General features: G+C 54.6%; 19 protein-coding genes. 10 read left to right on the top strand and 9 right to left on the bottom strand.

Features of this window, described 5'->3' with window-relative positions; all coding sequences use genetic code 11:
- Positions 1-111: 111 nt before the first annotated feature.
- Both ACO6S1_RS07085 and ACO6S1_RS07080 read left to right on the top strand, forming a co-directional pair.
- Positions 112-1,959 (top strand): DUF885 domain-containing protein, encoded by a 1,848-nt coding sequence (locus ACO6S1_RS07085; protein ID WP_422345612.1) that lies wholly within the window; start codon positions 112-114, stop codon positions 1,957-1,959.
- Positions 1,960-2,047: 88 nt separating this feature from the next.
- On the top strand, positions 2,048-3,565 hold the full coding sequence (locus ACO6S1_RS07080; RefSeq protein WP_422345611.1) for a DUF1570 domain-containing protein: 1,518 nt from the start codon (positions 2,048-2,050) through the stop codon (positions 3,563-3,565).
- 13 nt (positions 3,566-3,578) lie between these two features.
- Here ACO6S1_RS07080 and ACO6S1_RS07075 read toward each other — a convergent pair whose 3' ends face one another.
- Positions 3,579-4,052 carry a MarR family winged helix-turn-helix transcriptional regulator gene (locus tag ACO6S1_RS07075; protein ID WP_422345610.1) on the bottom strand — a complete coding sequence of 158 codons (474 nt, stop codon included), beginning with the start codon at positions 4,050-4,052 and terminating at the stop codon, positions 3,579-3,581.
- A 9-nt stretch (positions 4,053-4,061) separates the two neighbouring features.
- Positions 4,062-5,225, bottom strand: coding sequence for an Acg family FMN-binding oxidoreductase (locus ACO6S1_RS07070; protein ID WP_422345609.1), 1,164 nt, complete (start codon positions 5,223-5,225; stop codon positions 4,062-4,064).
- 382 nt (positions 5,226-5,607) lie between these two features.
- On the opposite strand from ACO6S1_RS07070, the gene ACO6S1_RS07065 reads away from it, so the two are divergent.
- Positions 5,608-5,901 (top strand): hypothetical protein, encoded by a 294-nt coding sequence (locus ACO6S1_RS07065; RefSeq protein WP_422345608.1) that lies wholly within the window; start codon positions 5,608-5,610, stop codon positions 5,899-5,901.
- Between the two features lie 49 nt (positions 5,902-5,950).
- On the opposite strand, the gene ACO6S1_RS07060 is transcribed toward ACO6S1_RS07065, so the two are convergent.
- Positions 5,951-6,343, bottom strand: a complete 393-nt coding sequence (locus tag ACO6S1_RS07060; RefSeq protein ID WP_422345607.1) for a hypothetical protein — start codon at positions 6,341-6,343, stop codon at positions 5,951-5,953.
- A gap of 197 nt (positions 6,344-6,540) precedes the next feature.
- Between ACO6S1_RS07060 and argE the strand changes: the two genes are divergently transcribed.
- From argE to ACO6S1_RS07045, 3 genes are all read left to right on the top strand, one after another.
- On the top strand, positions 6,541-7,704 hold the full coding sequence (gene argE, locus ACO6S1_RS07055; RefSeq protein ID WP_422345606.1) for an acetylornithine deacetylase: 1,164 nt from the start codon (positions 6,541-6,543) through the stop codon (positions 7,702-7,704).
- Between the two features lie 4 nt (positions 7,705-7,708).
- Positions 7,709-8,515: an SDR family oxidoreductase gene (locus ACO6S1_RS07050; RefSeq protein WP_422345605.1), complete on the top strand. Its 807-nt coding sequence runs from the start codon at positions 7,709-7,711 to the stop codon at positions 8,513-8,515.
- 173 nt (positions 8,516-8,688) lie between these two features.
- Complete coding sequence (locus ACO6S1_RS07045; protein WP_422345604.1) at positions 8,689-9,756, top strand: fatty acid desaturase; 1,068 nt, start codon at positions 8,689-8,691, stop codon at positions 9,754-9,756.
- A 98-nt stretch (positions 9,757-9,854) separates the two neighbouring features.
- On the opposite strand, the gene ACO6S1_RS07040 is transcribed toward ACO6S1_RS07045, so the two are convergent.
- Positions 9,855-10,532, bottom strand: coding sequence for a cupin domain-containing protein (locus ACO6S1_RS07040; RefSeq protein ID WP_422345603.1), 678 nt, complete (start codon positions 10,530-10,532; stop codon positions 9,855-9,857).
- 79 nt (positions 10,533-10,611) lie between these two features.
- Between ACO6S1_RS07040 and ACO6S1_RS07035 the strand changes: the two genes are divergently transcribed.
- Positions 10,612-11,568, top strand: a complete 957-nt coding sequence (locus ACO6S1_RS07035; RefSeq protein WP_422345602.1) for a YeeE/YedE thiosulfate transporter family protein — start codon at positions 10,612-10,614, stop codon at positions 11,566-11,568.
- Here the strand turns inward: ACO6S1_RS07035 and ACO6S1_RS07030 are convergent.
- Entirely contained in the window at positions 11,555-12,034 is a 480-nt protein-coding gene (locus ACO6S1_RS07030; RefSeq protein WP_422345601.1) for an asparaginase domain-containing protein, read from the bottom strand. The two genes, ACO6S1_RS07035 and ACO6S1_RS07030, sit on opposite strands and share 14 nt — an antisense overlap.
- Positions 12,031-13,626 (bottom strand): lysine--tRNA ligase, encoded by a 1,596-nt coding sequence (locus ACO6S1_RS07025; RefSeq protein WP_422345600.1) that lies wholly within the window; start codon positions 13,624-13,626, stop codon positions 12,031-12,033. The genes ACO6S1_RS07030 and ACO6S1_RS07025 overlap by 4 nt, the downstream gene beginning before the upstream one ends.
- A gap of 112 nt (positions 13,627-13,738) precedes the next feature.
- Between ACO6S1_RS07025 and ACO6S1_RS07020 the strand changes: the two genes are divergently transcribed.
- Genes ACO6S1_RS07020 through ACO6S1_RS07010 form a run of 3 tightly spaced genes read left to right on the top strand, consistent with a single transcriptional unit; the run spans position 13,739 to position 17,640 of the window.
- Positions 13,739-14,323 (top strand): NnrU family protein, encoded by a 585-nt coding sequence (locus tag ACO6S1_RS07020; protein ID WP_422345599.1) that lies wholly within the window; start codon positions 13,739-13,741, stop codon positions 14,321-14,323.
- A 6-nt stretch (positions 14,324-14,329) separates the two neighbouring features.
- A complete protein-coding gene (locus ACO6S1_RS07015; RefSeq protein ID WP_422345598.1) occupies positions 14,330-17,101 on the top strand; it encodes an ATP-dependent DNA helicase in 2,772 nt (923 codons plus the stop codon).
- Positions 17,098-17,640: a SixA phosphatase family protein gene (locus tag ACO6S1_RS07010; RefSeq protein WP_422345597.1), complete on the top strand. Its 543-nt coding sequence runs from the start codon at positions 17,098-17,100 to the stop codon at positions 17,638-17,640. Before ACO6S1_RS07015 ends, ACO6S1_RS07010 begins: the two co-directional genes overlap by 4 nt.
- Positions 17,641-17,706: 66 nt before the next feature.
- On the opposite strand, the gene ACO6S1_RS07005 is transcribed toward ACO6S1_RS07010, so the two are convergent.
- The 3 genes from ACO6S1_RS07005 to ACO6S1_RS06995 all read right to left on the bottom strand — a co-directional run bounded on the left by ACO6S1_RS07005 (position 17,707) and on the right by ACO6S1_RS06995 (position 20,271).
- Positions 17,707-19,464, bottom strand: a complete 1,758-nt coding sequence (locus tag ACO6S1_RS07005) for an N-acyl-D-amino-acid deacylase family protein (RefSeq protein ID WP_422345596.1) — start codon at positions 19,462-19,464, stop codon at positions 17,707-17,709.
- A 100-nt stretch (positions 19,465-19,564) separates the two neighbouring features.
- The gene (locus ACO6S1_RS07000; protein ID WP_422345595.1) at positions 19,565-19,951 is read right to left on the bottom strand and encodes a MerR family transcriptional regulator; all 387 of its coding nucleotides are present in this window, start codon (positions 19,949-19,951) and stop codon (positions 19,565-19,567) included.
- A gap of 20 nt (positions 19,952-19,971) precedes the next feature.
- The gene (locus ACO6S1_RS06995) at positions 19,972-20,271 is read right to left on the bottom strand and encodes an integration host factor subunit alpha (protein WP_229955410.1); all 300 of its coding nucleotides are present in this window, start codon (positions 20,269-20,271) and stop codon (positions 19,972-19,974) included.
- Positions 20,272-20,335: the final 64 nt, after the last annotated feature.

Here is a 20,335-nt window from a genome sequence, read left to right as displayed (position 1 = left end):
CGTATACACGGACCAACGGCATATAGCCTTCGACCAACGACATCAGCAATCGTTGCAGGTGAAACCAAGCCGTGTTACCCATGCATAACAGTTTCATATCAGGGAATCATCATGATCAAAAAATCTCTTGTCCTGCTCGCCAGCGCGAGCTTGCTTGCTGCCACTTCGGCAGCCCATGCACATAGCGTTTCCATCGCCAGCACAGCAGTGGCACAAGAGGAGGCGGCCCAAGCAGAAACGACGCGCGCGACTACGGAGAGTGAGAAGTTAAAACAACTTTTTGCGCAGAGCGATGCCGACAGTCTCGAGCGTAATCCGATTGGCGCCCTGTTCCGCGGTGACGAGCGATATGCCGACCGGCTGGGCGATTATATCAGTGATGAATATTTTGCGGCGGAACTGGCTGCGGAAGAAAAGGAACTGGCCGCGTTGATGGCAATTGACCGCAGCAAACTGAACGTCACTGACAAGATTGCCTATGACGTCTTCATGCGGAACAAAAAACAGGCGATCAAGGGCATGTCCCCGGAAATCATGGCGCTGACCGTGGTCCGCCCGGTAAACCATTTTAGCGGCTTTCACACTTTCTATCCGACCTTTGCATCCGGCAAAGGCGCGGCGCCTTTCAAAACGGTCAAAAATTACGATGACAATCTGAAACGTCACGCCGAGTTTATCACGCTGATCGACCGCTCGGTTGGCCGGTTCCGTCAAGGCATGGACAGCGGTGTGGTGGAAACGAAACTCACCATTGGCAATGTAATCGAACAACTTGCCACCCAGATCGGGCTGGGCCTCGAAAACAGCCCTTTCATGGCGCCCACAAAGGCATTTCCGGACGATTTCAGCGAAGCGGACAAGACCCGTTTAACGGCTGAATATGAAGCGATGACGACGAAGATCTTCGCCTCCTATCAGACCCTGCACGATTTTCTGAAAAACGAATATCTGCCGGTTGCTCGCGAAGGCGTAGGCTTGTCCTACATGAAGGGCGGCGATGTGATGTACAAACATCTGATCGAGGGCACGACAACCTTGCCGCTCGAAGCCGACTATATCCATAATCTTGGTGTCAGTGAAGTCGCCCGGATCAAAACCGAAATGGAAGCGATCAAGGACGAAGTCGGCTTTGAAGGCAGTCTGTCCGAATTTTTCACCTATTTGCGGACCGATTCCAAATTTCATCCGGAATCGCGCGAGGCACTGACGCAAGGCTATTATGACCTCGGCAAAGAGGTCGACAAGGTCATTTCCACGCAGTTCAAGGTGCTGCCGAAATCGCCGCTCGAAATTCGTCCCTATGATGAATCGATCGAGAAATTTCAGGCCGGTGGCTCCTATCAGAGCGGGACGCCAGATGGCTCGCGTCCCGGCGTATTCTATTTCAACGCCTATGACCTGCCCTCACGCAACACATCCGGTATGACCACGCTCTATCTGCACGAAGGCGCACCGGGTCATCATTTCCAGATTTCTCTGGCGCAGGAAAATGAAGACCTGCCAAAGTTCATGCGCTTTGGCGGCAATACCGCCTTTGTCGAGGGCTGGGCGCTTTATTCGGAAAAACTCGGTTTCCCGATGGGAATGTTTGAGGATCCCTACCAGCGTTTCGGCCATCTCGACGACGAAATGCTCCGCGCGATGCGGCTCGTCGTTGATACTGGCCTGCACAGCAAAAAATGGACCCGCGAACAGGCTATCCAATATATGCTCGACAATAGCAGCATGGGCGAAACTGATGCCACGGCAGAAGTCGAACGCTATATCGCTATTCCATCACAGGCACTGGCCTACAAGATTGGCGCACTGACCATTCAGCGGTTGAAGAAAAAGGCCGAGGACAGTCTCGGCGACAAATTTGATCCGCGTGAATTTCACGATCAGGTGCTGAACACCGGTTCCTTGCCGATGACGGTGCTGGAAAAGAAAATCGACGACTGGATTGCGACGCAGAGCTAATTTGACCTGACAGGCCAGTTTTCAAATCTCTATTGCCCTTATACTCTCGGTACTCATATAGTGGCGAGAGTATAGGGGCATATATTATATGATACGAATTTTTCTATTCGGACTGTTATCTCTATTATTTGTATCGCCAGCCCACGCGGCCTGGCACGAAGCGAGCAGCGACCATTTTCTGATCTACGGAAACCAGAATCCAAAAACGACCCAAAAATTTGCAGAGCGGCTTGAGCGCTTTCATGCCGCAATGGCTTTTGCGTTTGGCCAAGATTCAATCAAACCCAGTCCATCCAACCGCGTCACCATCTACGTTGTGCGCAGCAAATCAAAAGTGCGAAAACTACTCGATTCGGACAACCGGTATGTTGCCGGCTTCTATATGCCGCGCGCAGGAAGCACGATTGCGATTGTACCGAAACTGAAATCGTCGAGTTCAAAATATCAATTGGGATCAGAGACGATTTTGCTGCATGAATATGCCCATCACTTTATGCACCATATGATAGACAGGTCTTTTCCACTTTGGTTTTCGGAGGGTTTTGCAGAATTCTATGCATCGGCCAAATTTGAAAAGGATGGTTCGGTAAAACTCGGCATGCCTGCTTTGCATCGCGTGGCGGAGTTAAACTACTCAAAGCGGGTTCCGATTTCGATGTTGGTCGATACCAGGCGCTATCTTGATCAAAAAACCAAAGCGCATGACGCTTTCTATGGCCGCAGTTGGCTGCTCTATCATTTTCTAGAATTTTCGGACAAACGGAAAGGCCAGTTGAGAGACTATCAGCGCCTGTTAGCAACCGGTGAACCAGAATTGAAAGCGGCTAAAAGTGCGTTTGGTAATTTGGAGCTGCTCGACAAAGACCTCAACAAATATATGCAGCGCACAACCTTTTCAATTTATAATATTTCTCCCGAGAAACTGAGATTTAGCAGCATAAGAATGCGAGCTTTGCGTTCCGGAGAGGCGGCCATTATCCCGGTTATGATCCAGTCCAAACGCGGCGTGAATGAAGAACAAGCGGCTGAACTATTACAGGATGCGCGGAGCATAGCCGTGGAACATCCCCGTGATCCGGCTGTACTCGCTGCGCTGGCCGAAGCAGAATTTGATGCCGGAAATAATGTCGAAGCAATTGCGGCTGCGGATCGGGCGCTTGCGATAGATCCCAATTCCATCAACGCCCATATCCAAAAAGGATATGCGCTCGCGCGAATGGCTCCTGATACAGAAGACGAAGCTGCTGCATGGAAGCAAATGCGCCGGCAATTTGTGAAGCTGAACAAAATTGAAAATGATCATCCCATTCCATTGATCCAATTTTATCGCAGCTACCGGGAACAGGGTATTGAACCACCGACAATTGCAGTAGACGGCCTGGCTCGTGCGCTGGAACTGGCGCCTTATGACAATGGCTTGCGCTGGATGATGGCCAATGAGTTTGTTTTGCAGGAAAAATATGACTGGGCCGCTCACACGCTTGAGCCCCTTGCCTACAGTCCACATCAATCGGATATGACGGAGCGTGCTCTGGCCTTGCTAAAAGAAACGGAAGCCAAAGCACTGGAAGCGAAAAATGACAAAGAGGCTGCTGTCGGTTCCTGACTACAAACCAACATCAGCTGCGCAACTGATCCAGAAACACTCTGATCCGGTTTAACGGCGGCAACAATGCCTGCCATTCCGTTACCGGAATTTTTTGCCGTAATATCTCAGCCATGGGTTGGAGCGCGGCCACGGCATCATTTCGAAGCTGCTCGCCAGCAGCAGTTACAGCAACGCGCCTGATCCGGCGATCATCGGGTTCATGAACCAGCTCGATCAACCCCTTGTCCTCCAGCTTGCGCACGGTTGATGACATGGTCGGTTGAGCCACCTGCATTGCCTTGGCGAGTTCACTGATGGTTTGTTGGGCCTCCAGACGCAGCAGATGATTGAGCACGGAAAACTGCGCCACGGTCATGCCGTTGGGCAAATGCGACTGAAACAGATTGTCCGCAAGCTGATTGATGATGCCGATTTCCGTCATCACCGCAAATTCGATCGGATCACCTTCCAGTCCCGCTGGCTTGGGTTTTGTTTCTTCTGTCATAGGCTCTTCCTATACGTTCAGGATGAGCGATTCCACCGGCCATCTGGGCGAAGGTTCAGGTGCAGCTGCATAGCCAAAGCGGAAGAAACCCTGAACCCTGGCAGGTGCGGCGACCCCGAGATAATCATGATATTGACCATAAAGATCGGCCATCTCGGGAAATTCCTGCAATATCTGGCTGACCGGATGCATGGCCAGTCCCAGGGCTGTCGCCGCCTGATTAATCCGTACCCAGGCTGCGCCGGACTGTAATTGTGTCGTCCGGCTATTGTCTGGTGAAATCAGCCAGCCAAAGCTGTGTGTATTATCCAATATCTCTTTATACATTGAAATACCGGAATCATAAGCCGTGGATCCCTTTGTCGCGAGCTCTTCTCGTGAGACTATGCCGCCCAGCCGCAATGCTTCCATCATCGGTCCGCTCATATCAATGCCATCCGGGTTCGCATTTACCTCGGCCGCGCCAATACGCATCAGATCGACGCTCTCTTTCTGGGTGCGGGCAACATCATATTCGACCGACCACGCCTGCCAATTGAGCGTGCGCAGCTTGGCGACCTTTTCAGCATCGCTAGTCGTTGCTAGTGATGGTGCCTCTTCCGATTGACTGGCAAAGGCCATAGTCTGGAGCCTGGCAAATATTGTGTCGTCAACGCTGCGCGAGGAAAAGGCTTCTTTCGTACTGCGCCGGCTCAATATGGTCCCGAACAGGGCATCGCGCGCAACGGATGGATCCTTTATCAGCTTTACCGAAGCAATCGGCCGGTTATCAAGAACCGGTTCAGGTTCGCCGTCGGGGAATGGTTCTATTTCGGCACGATAGCCTTTTTCAGCAGCAGCCTGCCGGAACAATTCAAGAAATGTTCCAAAACCTATCGTAATCTGACGATTGGGCGGATCAGTATGCGGCAGGCGTTTGTCCAGATCGCAATAGACAGTAAAAGCATCATCGCCCTCCAGCCGTACCTGCCATGGTTGCCGATTATGCGGATTGGGCGCAAGAATTGCGTAAGCCAGCGCATCCAGCCGAGGGTCGCCAAAACCGGTCGCGGCCTGTTTCCAGGGTGCCTGCGCCTTGGCAACCGAGCGTGTTCCAACATAGGCGCCAAATCCTCCGCCCAGCAGCACGAGCGATGCTCCACCCGTCACAAGAATTTTTCTTCGCGATATCATCACCAATTCTCCATCTATGTCTAATTGATCGATATCTATGTATTTATGACCATTGTGTCAATTCTGTCCTGCGGCCCAAAACTGGGTAATTTCCCGTAGAGTGATTATCCACAAGCCAGATTTGCTGATTCAACTCGTCTGGCATTAAGGGCAGAACAGCCGTCTTCGCTATCATCGCCGCGTCAAAAATATGTAAGGGGCAAAGATCGTTCAGGGCCAGCTTAAAACTGGCTTTGCGGCCATTTGAAATGGCTCTGAAAGTGTCGAAAAGGAAATGAGTGGTAACGGTTTGTTAACACTTTTTTAACTTTTTAGTTTAATAAAGGTTAACGCAATCAAAGCGAGTGGGGCATACTTAATTTGATCTGGTCTGCGATAAAAAATGACTTCTGCTTACTCCCCCGAAGCGAACTTGTCCGAGACGGAACGCTATGTTCTCGGATCGCTCAATCAAGCATGGCCATCGGCCGCGACCATGACTCCGGACATGATTGCATCCGCTGAAGCTTCTACGAATCCAGCATTTTTTGTCGATGTCGTGCAAACCTTAAGCGACAATGGCATGATCCTGTATGAAGCATTCCTGACCGGCACCGGCTCGGGCCCGCGCTTTCTCGACACCATGATCACGGCGCGCGGCAAGGCTGCCCTGCAATCAGACGAAACACCTCGCTGAAAAATCGGTTAGGCGTCTGGCGTTGAGTTAACGGCTAATATTAACTTTTTCAGGCCCGGGTCACCGCTGAAGCGATGGCCGAGATATGCTTCAAAATCTCCAGCTGTTCATCACCCAGATCCCTTGCGTCATCGTCGGCACAGGCCACCATACCAATGGTACTGCCGTTGCCGTTTCTGATTGGCACGGACGCATAGAGTCCCAAATGCTGCGTCATCGCACTACGCGGACTACCTAGCTGTTTGATATCAATGCCAGGATGGCCAGCCGCCCAGCTTTTGTCGCACGACGTTGCGACATGACTGATGGTATCAAGCAGATCTGCACCACCGTCGTCATTGCGGTCATAAAGCGTGATTGTAGCCACAGGTGTTTCAAGCAATCTGGCCGCCAGATTGGCGAGCAGTTCCAAGTCCTGTTCCACTGAAATAACTCTGTTCATACCCGATTTAGAACCCTTTATCTCAGCATGTCTTGTCAACGAAACTTAAAGATTTGATTAACCATAGATGAACACGCTATTACCAGATTCTTCCTACTCTCCAAACAACTCAGTGTAACATGCTGTAAAGCAGCTGAAAGATAAAGCTTTTTTTAAATAAAGTTTCATTCCACAGAACGTACGCTTATGTGAATGTAATGACAAATCTGTTACGAGATTCATCTTTAGCGATCCTCGATTCGCTGATCGCCTTCGATACGACATCCCGAAACAGCAATCTCACGATGATCCAGTGGGTGGAAGACTATCTGTCCGGACTGGGAATCGTATCCCATCGTGTCATCAATTCCGACGGCTCCAAAGCCAATCTTTACGCAACCATAGGGCGCAATGTCGCAGGCGGCGTTATATTGTCAGGCCATAGTGACGTGGTGCCAGTGGACGGGCAAGACTGGTCCAGCGACCCCTTTGTGGTGACAAGGCGTGGCGGCCTGCTCCATGGTCGGGGGACATGCGACATGAAGGGATTTATAGCACTGGCATTGGCAGCCGTGCCGCTGTTTAAAGACAGCAAACGTCCGGTGCATCTAGCGATTAGTTATGACGAGGAGGTCGGGTGCCTCGGCGCACCGGCGATGATCGAGGAGATTGCTGCTACCCTGCCCAAACCAGCTTTGGCCATTATTGGTGAACCGACGATGATGAAGATCGTGACGGGGCACAAGGGCATTTGCGTTCATGAAGTCGAGGTTCTGGGCCATGAGGCTCATAGCAGTCTGACCCATTTGGGCGTTTCCGCCAATATGATCGCCGTGGAGCTGATGCATGATCTCGCGGAACTCGCACGGGAGCTGTGGGAAAATGCCGACCCCCATTCGCCGTTCACCCCGCCACATGCCACCCTCACAATCGGGAAAATGGAGGGCGGCACGGCGGCCAATATATTGGCCCGCCGCGCGCACTTCGTGTTTGACCTCCGCTGCCCGCCAGATGTGAATGCAGATGCCATCTTAAAACCATTCAAGGAGAAAGCGGCGGCTGTCGATGCGCAGCTCAAAGAGGCGTTTCCCGGAACCGGGGTGCGGGTAAAAAAACTATCCAATGCGCCGCCGCTTGCTCAAGCCATGTCGGAAGAAGCCGAGGCCTTTGTCCGCAAGCTGACCGGCGATAATGCGCCTGCTGGCGTTGTTTCCTATGCCGCCGAGGCCGGCCAGTTCCAGCAGGCAGGATTTCCGACTGTGGTTTGCGGACCCGGATCAATCGAACAGGCCCATCAGCCCAATGAATATATCAGCCTGGATCAGTTCACCCGCGGTGCGGAGTTTATGTTAAGATTGGCTGAAGAACTGCGTCAGGAGTAATCAGATGGGCAAATTATCCCGCTATGCCGGACGCACCGCGATGGTGACCGGAGCCGGTGATGGCATTGGCAAGATGCTGGCGATGAAGCTTGCCGAAGCGGGAATGACCGTCTGCATTCAGGATATCCGCGAAGACGCTGCCGCAGCGGTTGTGGAGGAAATCGGCGGCGCGGCTTTCTCTATGGCGTTCGATATCAGTGACAGGGACGCGGTTGCCGACGCCGCGGTTCTTTTCGAAAGGGAACACGGCGATCTTGCGATGCTCTGGATCAACGCCGGAGTTGGCGTGGGTGCATCCCTGCTGGAGGGTAAACCGGATCAGGTGCGGTGGGCCTATGATGTCAATGTGCTTGGCGCGATCTGGACAGCGCAATGCTTCGTACCTCTGCTGAAAGGCGATCCGCGCCATGTCGGGATTACTGCCTCGACCGCGGCCCTGCGCGCACCGGAAGGCGACTTTCCCCTCTACGCTGCAACCAAACATGGCACGATGGCGGTGGCAGAAGCGCTACGCGGCGAGCTGGCTGCGAAGAATATTGAAACGACGATATTATGTCCGGGCCTACTGAACACCGAAATCTGGGACGGTGCCAAGGCCCGGCCCGAACGCTTTGGCGGCGAGCGCCGTATGGATCCCAAAATAGCCGGCATGTGGCGCGATGCCAAAACACCTGATGCCATGTGGCCGGATATCGAACGGGTTATGGCAACAGGCGGCGGCACGCTGGTCTGTGCTACAGATGATGGAGAAACCCGTGCAGCCATGCGTGAGCGGATTGATGCCATCGAAAACGGCCTGGTAGAGCTTTAAACCGCGTTTCGAGGTTGCGAATCTGTGTTGGCGCGATCCATCCCACAAAAAATGCCAAACGCTTGCGACATCTTCAAGACAGCAATGCTCATTTTACGGTACGGAATACGCGGGTTATCCCATAACTCGCAAAAATCTGGCTTTTTGGCAGAATTTGGCCTATTATTGGGACTATGCCAGCCGTTAAAGCCGCCCGACCCACAGATGTTTTTTCCCGCGACGATTGGAAGCGGCTGACCGCTATTTCGCCTTTGCGGGGATTATGGCTTATTCTGCATGGTTGGCTGGTGGCGGCGCTGGCAGCGGGCGGCACGGCATTGCTATGGGACTGGCATTGGTTAGCGGGTCTCGTGGCCCTCCCTTTTGCGATTGCAATTGTCGGCGGGCGGCAACTGGGTCTTTCCATTTTGATGCATGAAGGCGCGCACGGCCTGCTCCACCCCAATCGCAAGATTAATAATTTCGCTGGCCAATGGCTGACTGGCGCAGCGACAGGAAGCGACCTGCACAGCTACCGCGCCTATCACCTGACCCATCACAAATATACGCAGCAGCCCGAAGACCCCGATCTTGCGCTGTCACAGCCGTTTCCGACGACACCGGCTAGTATGAAGCGCAAAATTGTCCGCGATTTGACCGGGCAGACGTTCCTGAAGCAACGTAGTGGCCAGATGGTCGCGGCATGGCTGGGGCTCAAGGCGATGCTGCAGGGATCGCCTGCAACCGATGGCAAGGGCAAGCGCGACACCTCTGCTGGCACACCGCTTAACCGCGGCGGTGCTGCTGGTGTTTCTGCTCCGGTCACGGATTTAAGCGGAGCCGTGCGAACCACCAAGACAGTCGGCCGCTTTTTGTTGATTCAGTTTATCGTTCTGGCCGTCAGTCTGCTGACATTGGGCATCATTCCCTTTCTGGTCTGGATCATCGCGCTGGCAACAACGTTCCAGCTTTTCCTGCGCATCCGCAATATTGCCGAACATGCCTGCACGACCACCGGCAGTGACGATCCGTTCACCCATGCCCGCACCACCTATGCGAACCTGGTCGAACGCACGACCGTCGCACCTTATTGGGTCAACTATCATAGCGAGCATCACCTGTTCATGGGCGTGCCTTGCTATAACCTACCCCAAGCGCATGCGTTGTTATTGGCGGAAGGCATGGACAAGCGGATGACTATTTCGGGCGGCTATCTGGACGTTCTGAGACAAGTGACGTCCAAGAAAGAACAAATGGCTTGATGAACGTACCCCTGCGCAGACAGGGGGCCATCTTCCAGTTTCAAATATTGCGCCCACGGGAGATAGGCTCCTGCCTGCGCAGGAGCACCCTGTTAAGATTACCGGTATTTCCCGAGCTTCTCAGGCGTCAAATGCCCGGTCTTCGTCCAGGCCAGACATCCTTCTTTGCTGTAAGGCGTATGCGTCCACCCCGGCGGCGTGCGGTCCCAACTACCCTTGGGATAATCGCCATGCTCGTCAGAGAGGCTACCCTCTAGAATAAAGGTTTCACTGCCGCCTTCATGGACATGCTCGGGATAACTGCTGCCCGGTGCCCATCTGACAATCTTTACGGCCTCGCCTTCAAAGTGATGCAGCCAGGCGAATTCCACACCGGGCGCGCCACCATCTTCAAATTCGAGCTCGTGTATATCGAGGGAAAAATGGGCGGTATCCGCAGCTTCGAACTGGTGCAGCTTCACCAATATGGTGCAGCCATCCTGACTGTGCGGTTTGTGACTGGTGCCAATGGGATTACGCACATAGGTGCCAGCCGGAAAATCGCCATGCTCGTCAGAGAACACGCCTTCAATCACCAGAAATTCCTCTCCACCGCCATGGACATGCGGATCGAAATAGCTGCCGGGAGCATAGCGTACCAATGACGTGGCGCGCGCAACTTCCTCACCGACCCGGTCAAGCATCTTGCGTTCAACACCGGGCAAGGGAGAGGGAACCCAGTTCATATCCTCGGGTCGAAGAACAACAGCTTTATCAAAATCGGCGTTTATGCGCATGGCCTATATCTAAGCTTTGCTGCCTCTATTTCAATTCACTTGATTGAGAAAACCACATAATCGGCTAAGCACTGGAATTATGACGGCTTTCCTAATCGTTCCTTTAGCTTTTCTGCTCGGCTTTGCGCTGGTCCGGGCCGCGACCTGCACGGTTGCAGCAACCATGCGCTGGGTTGGCGAAGGCAAGATGGACTGGTTATTCGGTTTGCTCATCGTCGCTTCGTGGGCCGGGCTGGTGCTCTTCCTGCTTCTGCAATATTCCGGGCGGGCGCATATTCCGGTCGATATCGAAATTGGCTGGCAACTGTTTTTCGGGGCGGCGATCATGGGGATAGGCGCGCTTATCAACCGGGGCTGTTTTGTCGGCACGGTCGGTTATATTGGGGCGGGCAAATTCAGCTATGTCCTGACCTTTGTCGGCCTGGCGCTCGCGATGCTGTTGCTGCGTGTGGACATGCTCAACCCCTTTGACCCGGTGGTCACCAAAGGACGGACGGCGATTGAGGACAGTATCGTCAAACAGGGCGTGCTGCTCGGTTTTGCAGCGCTATGCCTGCTCAGCCTGTGGTTGATTATTGCCAGACGCAACATGGCGATGCTCGCCTTGCTGACCATCGGAATCACCGCCGCACTGATTTACGGCACGCGCCCGGAATGGTCCTATGCGGCCGTGCTCAACAGTCTGCTGCTTGGGCAAGGCCTGTCGGTTGGCATGACAGTGGAGCTTGCGGTCATTGCCTTGTTTGCTGGTGCGGTGTTCAGCAGCTGGCTCAAAAACAAATTTCATCCGCAATTCGGGACGTGGAGACTGGCCGCAGCCAATTTGGCCGGCGGGTTCCTGATGGGCATTGGCGCAGCAGCGGTGCCGGGCGGCAATGACGTCTTGTTGCTGTGGACCGCCCCCGGGCTCACGCTTTACGGTGCGGTCGCTTATCTGGTGATGATCGCGACCATTGCCGTCATGCTGGTGGCCATGCCCTATGGGACAAAAGCTGTTGGCAAATTCCGAGGGTTCAAAAACCCTATGCGCGAATAAACCGGTGTGCGTCGCGATCCTTTTTGGTGGTCGCGGGATCAAATACTTCGCCGTTCATCGCGATATAGACGCCATGTGGCAATGTCTGTGTTGCGGCGAGTGCGAAGCCCACATTAAATTCGGCATCACTATTGCGCAAAGTTGCCGGCTGCATCGCGCCGGTTAGTACGATGGTTTTATCCGTGATATCAGCCAGAACCATCCCGGTCTGCACCATCGTATCGGTACCATGGGTCACGAGGATTTTATCGGCATCGCTGGCCGCGACAGCGTCATGAATGGCCTGCCGGTCACCGTCCGTAAGCTCCAGACTGTCCTTGCGCATCAACTGTGTCACCCGGTGCGGAACATAGACATTATTCTCTGCCAATATGTCGGGCAAAGGCGTCGGGCCGATATGATATTCCGATAGTGCATCGAAATATATCTTGTCGATTGTACCGCCGGTGGTGAAAATATCGATCACGCCAATGCCTCGGCAATTAGCTTGCGCGTATTCTCCACACCATAGAGCGCGATGAAACTGCCCATGCGCGGGCCTTGCGAACTGCCAAGCAAGGTCTCGTAAAGCGCCTTGAACCAGTCGCGCAGATTGTCAAATCCGCCCTCTTTGCCAATCGTATAGACGATCGTCTGAATGTCCTCGGCTGCTGCATCATCAGGCAACGCGCCCAGTTCGCTGTCGAGCCGTTCCAGTGCTGCCACTTCCACGCCTTCGGGCTTCCGCCGGTGCAGCGTCGGCGCGATGAAATCCTTGTGATAGGCCATGGCATTGCCAATCAGCTCATCGAGATCAGGATATTTTTCTGGCGTCGCATCCGGCGCATATTGGCGCAAATAACCCCAGATTTGTTCGCGATCGGCATCACCCATCACGCCAACCAGGTTGAGCAACAATCCGAACGTCACCGGAATCGTATCGGATGGCACATCACCGCCATGGACATGATGCACCGCATTGCCGAGCTGTTTGTCCGGGGTCTGCTCATGCCAGTTGGCGCGAAACTGAAAATATTCATCCACGGCTTTTGGAATCACGCCCATATGCAGCTGCTTGGCGGATTTGGGTTCGCGGTAAATATAGAAGGCGAGGCTGTTTTCAGAACCATAGCGCAGCCACTCGTCAAGACTCAGACCATTGCCTTTGGATTTGGAAATTTTCTCGCCTTTTTCGTCGAGGAACATTTCGTAGATCAGGCCTTCGGGCTTGCGCGCACCGAGCACTTTGGCAATCTTGCCCGATTGCACGCCGCTGTCGGTCAAGTCCTTGCCATACATTTCATAATCAACGCCCAAAGCCACCCAGCGCATCGCCCAGTCAACTTTCCATTGCAGCTTCGCGCCGCCAGTAAGGGCATTATGCTCGATCATCTCGCCATCATCTTCAAAGCGCACGATCCCCGCATCCGCATCGACAATCTCGACGGGCACCTGCAGGACATGCCCGGTTTTCGGGCTAATCGGCAAAATTGGCGAGTAAGTCGCCTGACGTTCCTTGCCAAGCGTGGGCAGCATGATGTCGAGAATTTGCTGGTTGCGGGCCAGCACCAATTTCAATGTCTCATCAAAAGCACCGCTTTGATATTGTTCGGTTGAAGAGATAAACTCATAGTCAAAGCCGAACCGGTCGAGAAACTCGCGCAGCATCGCATTGTTATGCGCTGCAAAGCTTTCATATTCCGTGTCGAAGGGGTTCGGTACCTGCGTCAACGGCTTGTGGAGATGCTGGGCCAGCATATCCTGATGGGGGACATTGGTCGGCACTTTGCGAAACCCGTCCATATCGTCGGAAAAGGCAATCAGGCGCGTCGGGTTGCCCGTCAGCGTCTCATAAGCGCGCCGCACCATCGTGGTACGCAGCACTTCATTGAATGTGCCGATATGCGGCAGGCCGGATGGGCCATAGCCGGTTTCGAACAACATCGGTTCTATCTTGCCATCTGGGCCGGTCTTGGGCGCAGGCGCGCCGCGCTCGCCGCGATAGCGTTTGAGCAATTTGCGGGCTTCTTCAAAAGGCCATGCTTTGGATTGCTGTGCTGCTTCACGATAGTCGGTCACGATATGATAGTCCTGTTCAATCAATTAGGTCGTTTATTTTTCTTGGTTCTGCGCCAATAGTAGCATTACCGTCTATAGCAAGTTAGAACAGCACAAAAACAGGAGATTTCAGATGGGTGCATTGATCGCGGGCGTGTTATTATGGAGCATCGTTCATCTCGTCAAATCGGTCGCTCCGGGCCTCAGAACCAGCATAAGAACGAAGATCGGCGAAGGCCCGCATCAGGGGCTGGTGGCGTTGCTGATCATCACAGCCATTGCACTCATGATCTATGGCTGGCGCACCGCGCAATATGAATTCGTCTATGATCCCCCCACATGGGGCCGGCATCTGAACATGTTACTGATGGTCTTTGCCATTTTTCTGTTCGGCGCAGCGCAGGGCAAATCCCAGATCAAACAGTTTATCCGTCACCCGATGCTGACCGGAATGCTTATCTGGGCCGCCGGGCATTTGCTTGCCAATGGCGACAGCCGCTCGGTGGTCCTGTTCGGTGGTCTCGGCCTCTGGGCCTTGATTTCGATATTTACAGTTTCCCGCAACGAAGGCGCTTGGGTAAAACCAACCGAAACCGCAACTGTCGGCCGTGAGATATTGGGCTTCGTCATCGCACTGGTGCTCTACGCTATATTGTTCGGAATGCATCGTTTCTATGCCGGTGTCGCTCTGGCTGGTCCGAACGCGCCCGGATTATAGCAAATCTTGACTGACAGCACCCTCCCCTATCCTGCGCTGCATGCCAGCCATAGCGGCATCTGGATTTGCGGCAGCGACGGCGTGTCCCGTGCGATTGGCAAGGGCGAAGCGATTGGCTGCGTCGCGGAAACCCCTCATATCCTGCTTAACGCGCCGCTTATGGGTCAGCGATTGGGTTATCCGGATCTGTCCGGTCTTGATCTGCTGGAATTGTTCGCTTTCATCCACCCGGCACAATTTGTGGTTCCGACCCCGGCTGGCCTCGCCAAGACATTGGGATTGGAACCCGCCGGGCAGGAAGCGGATATTGCCAAGCTTTACCGACTGGCTGCCGATCACCTGCTGGCCGGATTGCAAGCACCGCACTGGCCAGAACGCGAGGGAGCATGGAGCAGCGCGCAAGCCATGTACCGCATGCGCTGGCCCTGGGCGGGGGAAGTGTCCAAACGGCTCACCAAACCCGCCGAAGCCGAACGCTGGCTGTTTTCCAAACTCGAGGAATGGGAAGAAGAAACCCCGCGCCCGGCCCCGCGCTCGGTGACGATGGACGAGAGCGCAACGCTGGCGCAATTGAACCGCCTGACCGGAAAAGGGTCGGAAGAGCGCGAGGGGCAAAAAAGCTACGCATCGGCCGTTGCCAAAATTTTCGAACCCCGACGCGTAAAGGGCGCGCCCAATATGCTGCTGGCCGAAGCGGGCACGGGCATTGGCAAGACGCTGGGCTATCTGGCGCCTGCGTCCTTATGGTCGGCGCAGGCGGGCGGCGCCGTCTGGATTTCGACCTTTACCAAAGCGCTACAACGACAACTCGACCGCGAAACCCGGCGCATCTATCCGGATGAAGAAACCTTCCGCAAAAAAGTCGTGGTGCGAAAGGGGCGCGAAAATTATCTCTGCCTGCTCAATCTGGAAGATGCGCTGCAAGGGGGGTTTGCCGGGCGCGCAGCGATCCTTGCGCATCTTGTCGCCCGCTGGGCCGCCTATAGCAAAGATGGCGATATGGTCGGCGGTGATCTGCCGGGTTGGCTGACGACCCTGTTCCGGCGCAATGGGGCTACCGCCCTGACCGACCGGCGAGGCGAGTGCGTCTATGCAGGCTGCCCGCACTACCGCAAATGCTTCATCGAGAAATCCGCTCGCGCCAGCCAGCAGGCCGATATTGTCATCGCCAATCATGCGCTGGTCATGGTCAATGCGGCACGCGGGCGGGAACAGCAAAATACGCCCACGCGCCTGATCTTTGACGAAGGTCATCACCTGTTTGATGCCGCTGATTCCATGTTTGCCGCGCGGCTTTCGGGACAGGAAGCCATCGAGATCCGCCGCTGGGTCATCGGTCCGGAAAGCAAGAACCGCGGAAGAAGACGCGGCCTGGCGGCGCGGCTTGCGGACCTCGCATCCTATGATGACGAAGGCGGCCGCGCGATTGAAAGCGCGCGCCATGCCGCCGAAGCCATGCCGAGCGATGGCTGGCTGCAACGCCTGTCCGAAAGCGAACCATTCGGTCCGGTCGAAGCGTTGCTCGGCGAAGTGCGTCATATGGTCTTTGCCCGCGACGAGAGTCAGAGCGCCGATGCCGGCTATGGTCTTGAAACCGAACTGACCGATGTCGAGGGGCCGATGATCGATGCGGTCGCCAATGCTGCAGAAGCGATTGACGCTTTGCTCAAGCCATTGGTCCGGCTGGGTCAGCGTATCGAACATCTCATCGAGGAAGGCCCGGACTGGATGGACGCGCCGGCAAGGGCCCGGATGGAGGGGGCCTTGTCGAGCCTGGGTTGGCGTTGCGACACCTTGTCTGGCTGGCTAGCCTTATTGTCTCGCATCGGCGGTCCCGCCGATCCAGATTTTGTTGACTGGCTGTTGATCGACCGGTTTGAAGGCCGTGAATATGATATCGGTATCTGTCGCCACTGGCTTGACCCCACTATCCCCGTGACCGAGGTCGTCATGAAACCCGCCCATGGCCTGATGATCACGTCGGCCACGCTGAAGGGCGGCGGCGACTGGGAAACAGCCCGGGCGCGCAGCGGCGCGGTGCATCTGGATCAGACGGTACAGGAATTTGAGGTGCCCAGCCCGTTCAACTATGCCGAGCAAGCCAAGGTCATCATCGTCACCGATATAAAGCGCGGCGATATGGCCGGACTGGCCGGCGCCTATGCGCAATTGATTGAAGCATCCGGCGGCGGCACGCTGGGCCTGTTCACCGCGATCCGGCGATTGCGCACCGTCTATGCACGCATTGCCGACCGGATGGCGCAAAACGGCCTGCCGATCTACGCGCAACATGTGGACCCGATCGATACCGGCACTTTGGTGGATATTTTCCGCGATGACCCCAAGGCCAGTTTGCTCGGTACCGATGCCTTGCGTGACGGCGTCGATGTGCCGGGACGCAGCCTGCGTCTGGTCGTGATGGAATCCGTGCCTTGGCCGCGCCCGGATATCCTGCATAAGGCCCGGAGACTGGCGGGCGGCGGGACTGCCTATGATGACCGGATCATCCGCGCGCGTCTGGCCCAGGCCTTTGGCCGGATCATCCGCCGCGCCGATGATCATGGCCATTTCGTAATCCTGTCCTCCGCCTTTCCCTCTCGCCTTTTGTCCGCTTTTCCGGAAGGCACGCCGGTGGAAAGAATGCCGCTGGCCCAGGCGCTGGCGGAAATAAGTGCGGCTAAATCCAAAACTGCGCAATCCAGTCTTTCCCCTGACATATCTTTCAGGCATGACGCTGCGCTAGAGGACGAAATTCGGGATAAATCGGGCGGCATATGAAGAGACTAACACTTTTACGGCACGCGAAATCCAGCTGGGATGATCCTGTCACACGAGATTTCGACCGGCCGCTCAACGAAAAAGGCAAGCGCGCCGCAGCGATCATGGGCAAGTTTATTAAGCGCCATGATCTCTCCTTTGATCAGGTGCTCGCCTCCCCCGCCGTCCGCGTTATCGAAACCTTGGAACAGGTGGAACCGGCCAGCGGCTTGTCGTTTGAACCGCAATGGGACCGCAAAATCTATCTCGCCTCTTCGGTGACGTTGATGGATGTGTTGCGCGGCGCCAATGAAGATGCGGAACATGTTCTGATGGTCGGCCATAATCCCGGCCTTGAAGATTTGATCTTTGACCTCGTTCCTGACGATGGATCCTCCGAAGCAAGGGGCGCAGTGGAGATCAAATATCCGACAGCTGCTTTGGCGGAACTGAGCCTGGATATCGAAAACTGGACGGATATCAAAGACAGCTGTGGCACATTGGACCGGTTCACCCGGCCGCGTGATTTGGATCCGGAACTGGGGCCGGATTACGTTTAGGTGATCATATAAATCGCCTTTAGACGCAAAGGCTGTTGCCAGAACTGCAGCACAGTTCAAACAGGACTAGCTACGCACCAAACGCCCCGGGCGGGCACCAGTGTCCGTATCATTTTCACGGATTTTGGTTCCCTTGCAATAGGTTGCGATATAACCTGTGACTGGCTGCATCACCCGAGATCCCCCGGCTGGCAAGTCTTTATAAGCAACCGGAGAAGCCACGCTGAGCTTGTCAAAATCAATCACGTTAATATCCGCCCGCTTGCCCACCTGCAGAGAACCGCGATCATCAAATCCATAGAGCGCTGCGTTGCGGGCCGTTTGCTTGTGCACCAGAAATTCAAGCGGAAGACGCTCTCCCTTCTTGCGATCACGCGCCCAATAGGAAAGCTGGGTCGTCGGCATAGTGGCATCGCAAATGAGCGTAACATGGGCACCGGCATCGCTTAGACCGGTGACGGTTTCGGGATGCTCTAACAGTTCCCGCAGGACTTCCATGCCCTTAGGCAGATTCGCCGCACTTAAGGAACAAAAACGCTTCCCGCCATCTTCCAGCATCCAGTCATAAAGATATTCCAGCGGTTCGCGACCTTCGGCTTTGGCAAGACTACCAATGGTTTCATCTGGCCCGGCCTCATAGTCTACTGGATCGGACAGAGGATATAATATGCCAGAGCCGCGACCGAGCAGTGCCGAGATATTCTCCATGCTTCCCGGAGCTTCATGTTTAATCTCTTTTTCGGTTAGCAAAGCTTGTTTCACTTTCGGGTCACGCATCGCCGCAACCCTCTTGCTCAACGGTAATTTTGCAAGCTTGTTCAGGTAAGTCGGTTTGCGCATGAAGGGGTGATAGCTGCTTAGACCAGTCAAATAGCCAATCAGGCGCGATGGCACTTGCGGGTGCAACCTCGCGCCATTTTCATTGGCCTCTTTCGCCATGACCAAAGTTTTGCGCCATAAATCCGGCTCATAATCGGGCGATTGGATCAACGTAAATGTCACCGGCCGGCCACTTTTTACAGAAATGTTCCGCATCATGGCATGTTCTTGTTCAGGTGTCGTTCTTTCACCACCCAAATGTTCCAGCTTGCCGACAGTTCCGGCGGGGATGAGTTCAAAAACACCTTTGTTAAGCTTACCCATCGCACCGGCGATGCTGAGCAGTTCTTCCTCGGGCGCAAAAGTTCCGGGAACTTCAGTGCCCCAAAGCGAGCGATGGCCAATGGTGCGTGACGTACTAAATCCCACAGCGCCAGCCTCAATCGCGTCGCCAACGATCGTCGCCATGGCATCAATATCTTCGGCGGTCGCATCCTTGTTCTGTTTGCCGCGTTCGCCCATCACATAATAGCGGACCGCGCCGTGCGGGATTTGTGCAGCGACATCAATCGCAAATTCACGGCCGGCAATATAATCCATATATTCCGGAAAACTCTCCCATTGTCCCCATTCTATTCCCTCATAGAGTGCGGTACCGGGAATATCCTCTACGCCCTCCATCAGTTCGATCAGGGTTTTTTCTTCGCCTGGCTTGACGGGAGCAAAACCGACGCCGCAATTGCCCATCACCACCGTCGTGGCTCCGTTGTGGGAAGATGGAGCCAGTTCGGAATCCCAACTTACCTGACCATCATAATGGGTATGCACATCAACCCATCCCGGGGTGACGATGGCACCCGTTGCGTCAAGCGTTTCTTTGGCAGGAGCGGAAATCTGACTTCCCACTTCCGCTATCACACCATCTTGAAACGCGATGTCCCCGACATAGGGCTCACCGCCAAGTCCATCGACAATCATGCCGCCTTTGATGATGGTGTCGAACATGGTCTGTCTCCGAATAGGGGGAGACTGGAAAATAGGATGCTGGATTAGATTTGCCCACTAGTGGATTTGAGGGCCCGTTGGTTATAGCAATAGCTATCTACTAGGCTTGGCCAAGCGCACTCGACAAGCGGTCGCGAATGGTTTTCAGCTCTTTGAGCATCACACCATTATCCTCTTTGACAGTGGCGGCCACTGGTGGCGCGGAAGCTGCTTGCGCGTCCTGACTGACAGTTGCACCGGACTTCGCTTTTCGAGAAGTCAGAAATTTCCGCGCACCCTTGATCGTATAGCCTTCTTCGTTGAGCAGGCGGTTGATGGTCTTCACCATCTCGACGTCTTCGGGCCGATAATGCCGTCGTGATCCCGCCCTTTTCAGCGGCTGGAGCATTCCGAACTGGTCTTCCCAATAGCGCAAAATATGCGGCTTGATGTTCAGCTCTTTCGAGAGCTCTCCAATGGTTCGGAATGCGCCGCTGTCTTTGGTCATACTATACTCGACCCTCCAGCTTACCCGGCCGCGATTATGCGGTCGCGCATGGTCTGGCTGGCGCGAAAGGTGAGAACGCGGCGGGGGGCGATGGGCACTTCCACGCCGGTTTTGGGATTACGGCCGGTGCGTTCGCCCTTGTCGCGCAGGACAAAAGTACCGAAACCGGAAATTTTCACATTTTCCCCGTTAACCAATGCGTTAATCATGTGATCCAAAATCGACTCAACCATCACGGCGCTATCTGCGCGCGACAGGCCAACCTGGCGATTCATTGTGTCGGAAAGATCGGCACGTGTAAGAGTACTGCTATAGCTCATATCAAATATCTCCTAGTAAGAGATTGAAAACCCTACATATCGCATAAAGCAAGTTGGGAAATAT

The organism is Parasphingorhabdus sp., assembly GCF_965233695.1.
In the GTDB taxonomy this organism is placed as follows: Bacteria; Pseudomonadota; Alphaproteobacteria; order Sphingomonadales; family Sphingomonadaceae; genus Parasphingorhabdus.
Note: the sequence above shows the minus strand (reverse complement) of the source record. Positions and strands in the feature narration are given on the sequence as shown.

What these genes read in the sequence shown, in the direction of transcription:
- ACO6S1_RS07085 (WP_422345612.1), top strand. Translation starts at nt 112, where the DNA reads ATGATCAAAAAATCTCTTGTCCTGCTCGCCAGCGCGAGCTTGCTTGCT.
- ACO6S1_RS07080 (WP_422345611.1), top strand. Translation starts at nt 2,048, where the DNA reads ATGATACGAATTTTTCTATTCGGACTGTTATCTCTATTATTTGTATCG.
- ACO6S1_RS07075 (WP_422345610.1), bottom strand. Translation starts at nt 4,052, where the DNA reads ATGACAGAAGAAACAAAACCCAAGCCAGCGGGACTGGAAGGTGATCCG.
- ACO6S1_RS07070 (WP_422345609.1), bottom strand. Translation starts at nt 5,225, where the DNA reads ATGATATCGCGAAGAAAAATTCTTGTGACGGGTGGAGCATCGCTCGTG.
- ACO6S1_RS07065 (WP_422345608.1), top strand. Translation starts at nt 5,608, where the DNA reads ATGACTTCTGCTTACTCCCCCGAAGCGAACTTGTCCGAGACGGAACGC.
- ACO6S1_RS07060 (WP_422345607.1), bottom strand. Translation starts at nt 6,343, where the DNA reads ATGAACAGAGTTATTTCAGTGGAACAGGACTTGGAACTGCTCGCCAAT.
- argE (WP_422345606.1), top strand. Translation starts at nt 6,541, where the DNA reads ATGACAAATCTGTTACGAGATTCATCTTTAGCGATCCTCGATTCGCTG.
- ACO6S1_RS07050 (WP_422345605.1), top strand. Translation starts at nt 7,709, where the DNA reads ATGGGCAAATTATCCCGCTATGCCGGACGCACCGCGATGGTGACCGGA.
- ACO6S1_RS07045 (WP_422345604.1), top strand. Translation starts at nt 8,689, where the DNA reads ATGCCAGCCGTTAAAGCCGCCCGACCCACAGATGTTTTTTCCCGCGAC.
- ACO6S1_RS07040 (WP_422345603.1), bottom strand. Translation starts at nt 10,532, where the DNA reads ATGCGCATAAACGCCGATTTTGATAAAGCTGTTGTTCTTCGACCCGAG.
- ACO6S1_RS07035 (WP_422345602.1), top strand. Translation starts at nt 10,612, where the DNA reads ATGACGGCTTTCCTAATCGTTCCTTTAGCTTTTCTGCTCGGCTTTGCG.
- ACO6S1_RS07020 (WP_422345599.1), top strand. Translation starts at nt 13,739, where the DNA reads ATGGGTGCATTGATCGCGGGCGTGTTATTATGGAGCATCGTTCATCTC.
- ACO6S1_RS07010 (WP_422345597.1), top strand. Translation starts at nt 17,098, where the DNA reads ATGAAGAGACTAACACTTTTACGGCACGCGAAATCCAGCTGGGATGAT.
- ACO6S1_RS07005 (WP_422345596.1), bottom strand. Translation starts at nt 19,464, where the DNA reads ATGTTCGACACCATCATCAAAGGCGGCATGATTGTCGATGGACTTGGC.
- ACO6S1_RS07000 (WP_422345595.1), bottom strand. Translation starts at nt 19,951, where the DNA reads ATGACCAAAGACAGCGGCGCATTCCGAACCATTGGAGAGCTCTCGAAA.
- ACO6S1_RS06995 (WP_229955410.1), bottom strand. Translation starts at nt 20,271, where the DNA reads ATGAGCTATAGCAGTACTCTTACACGTGCCGATCTTTCCGACACAATG.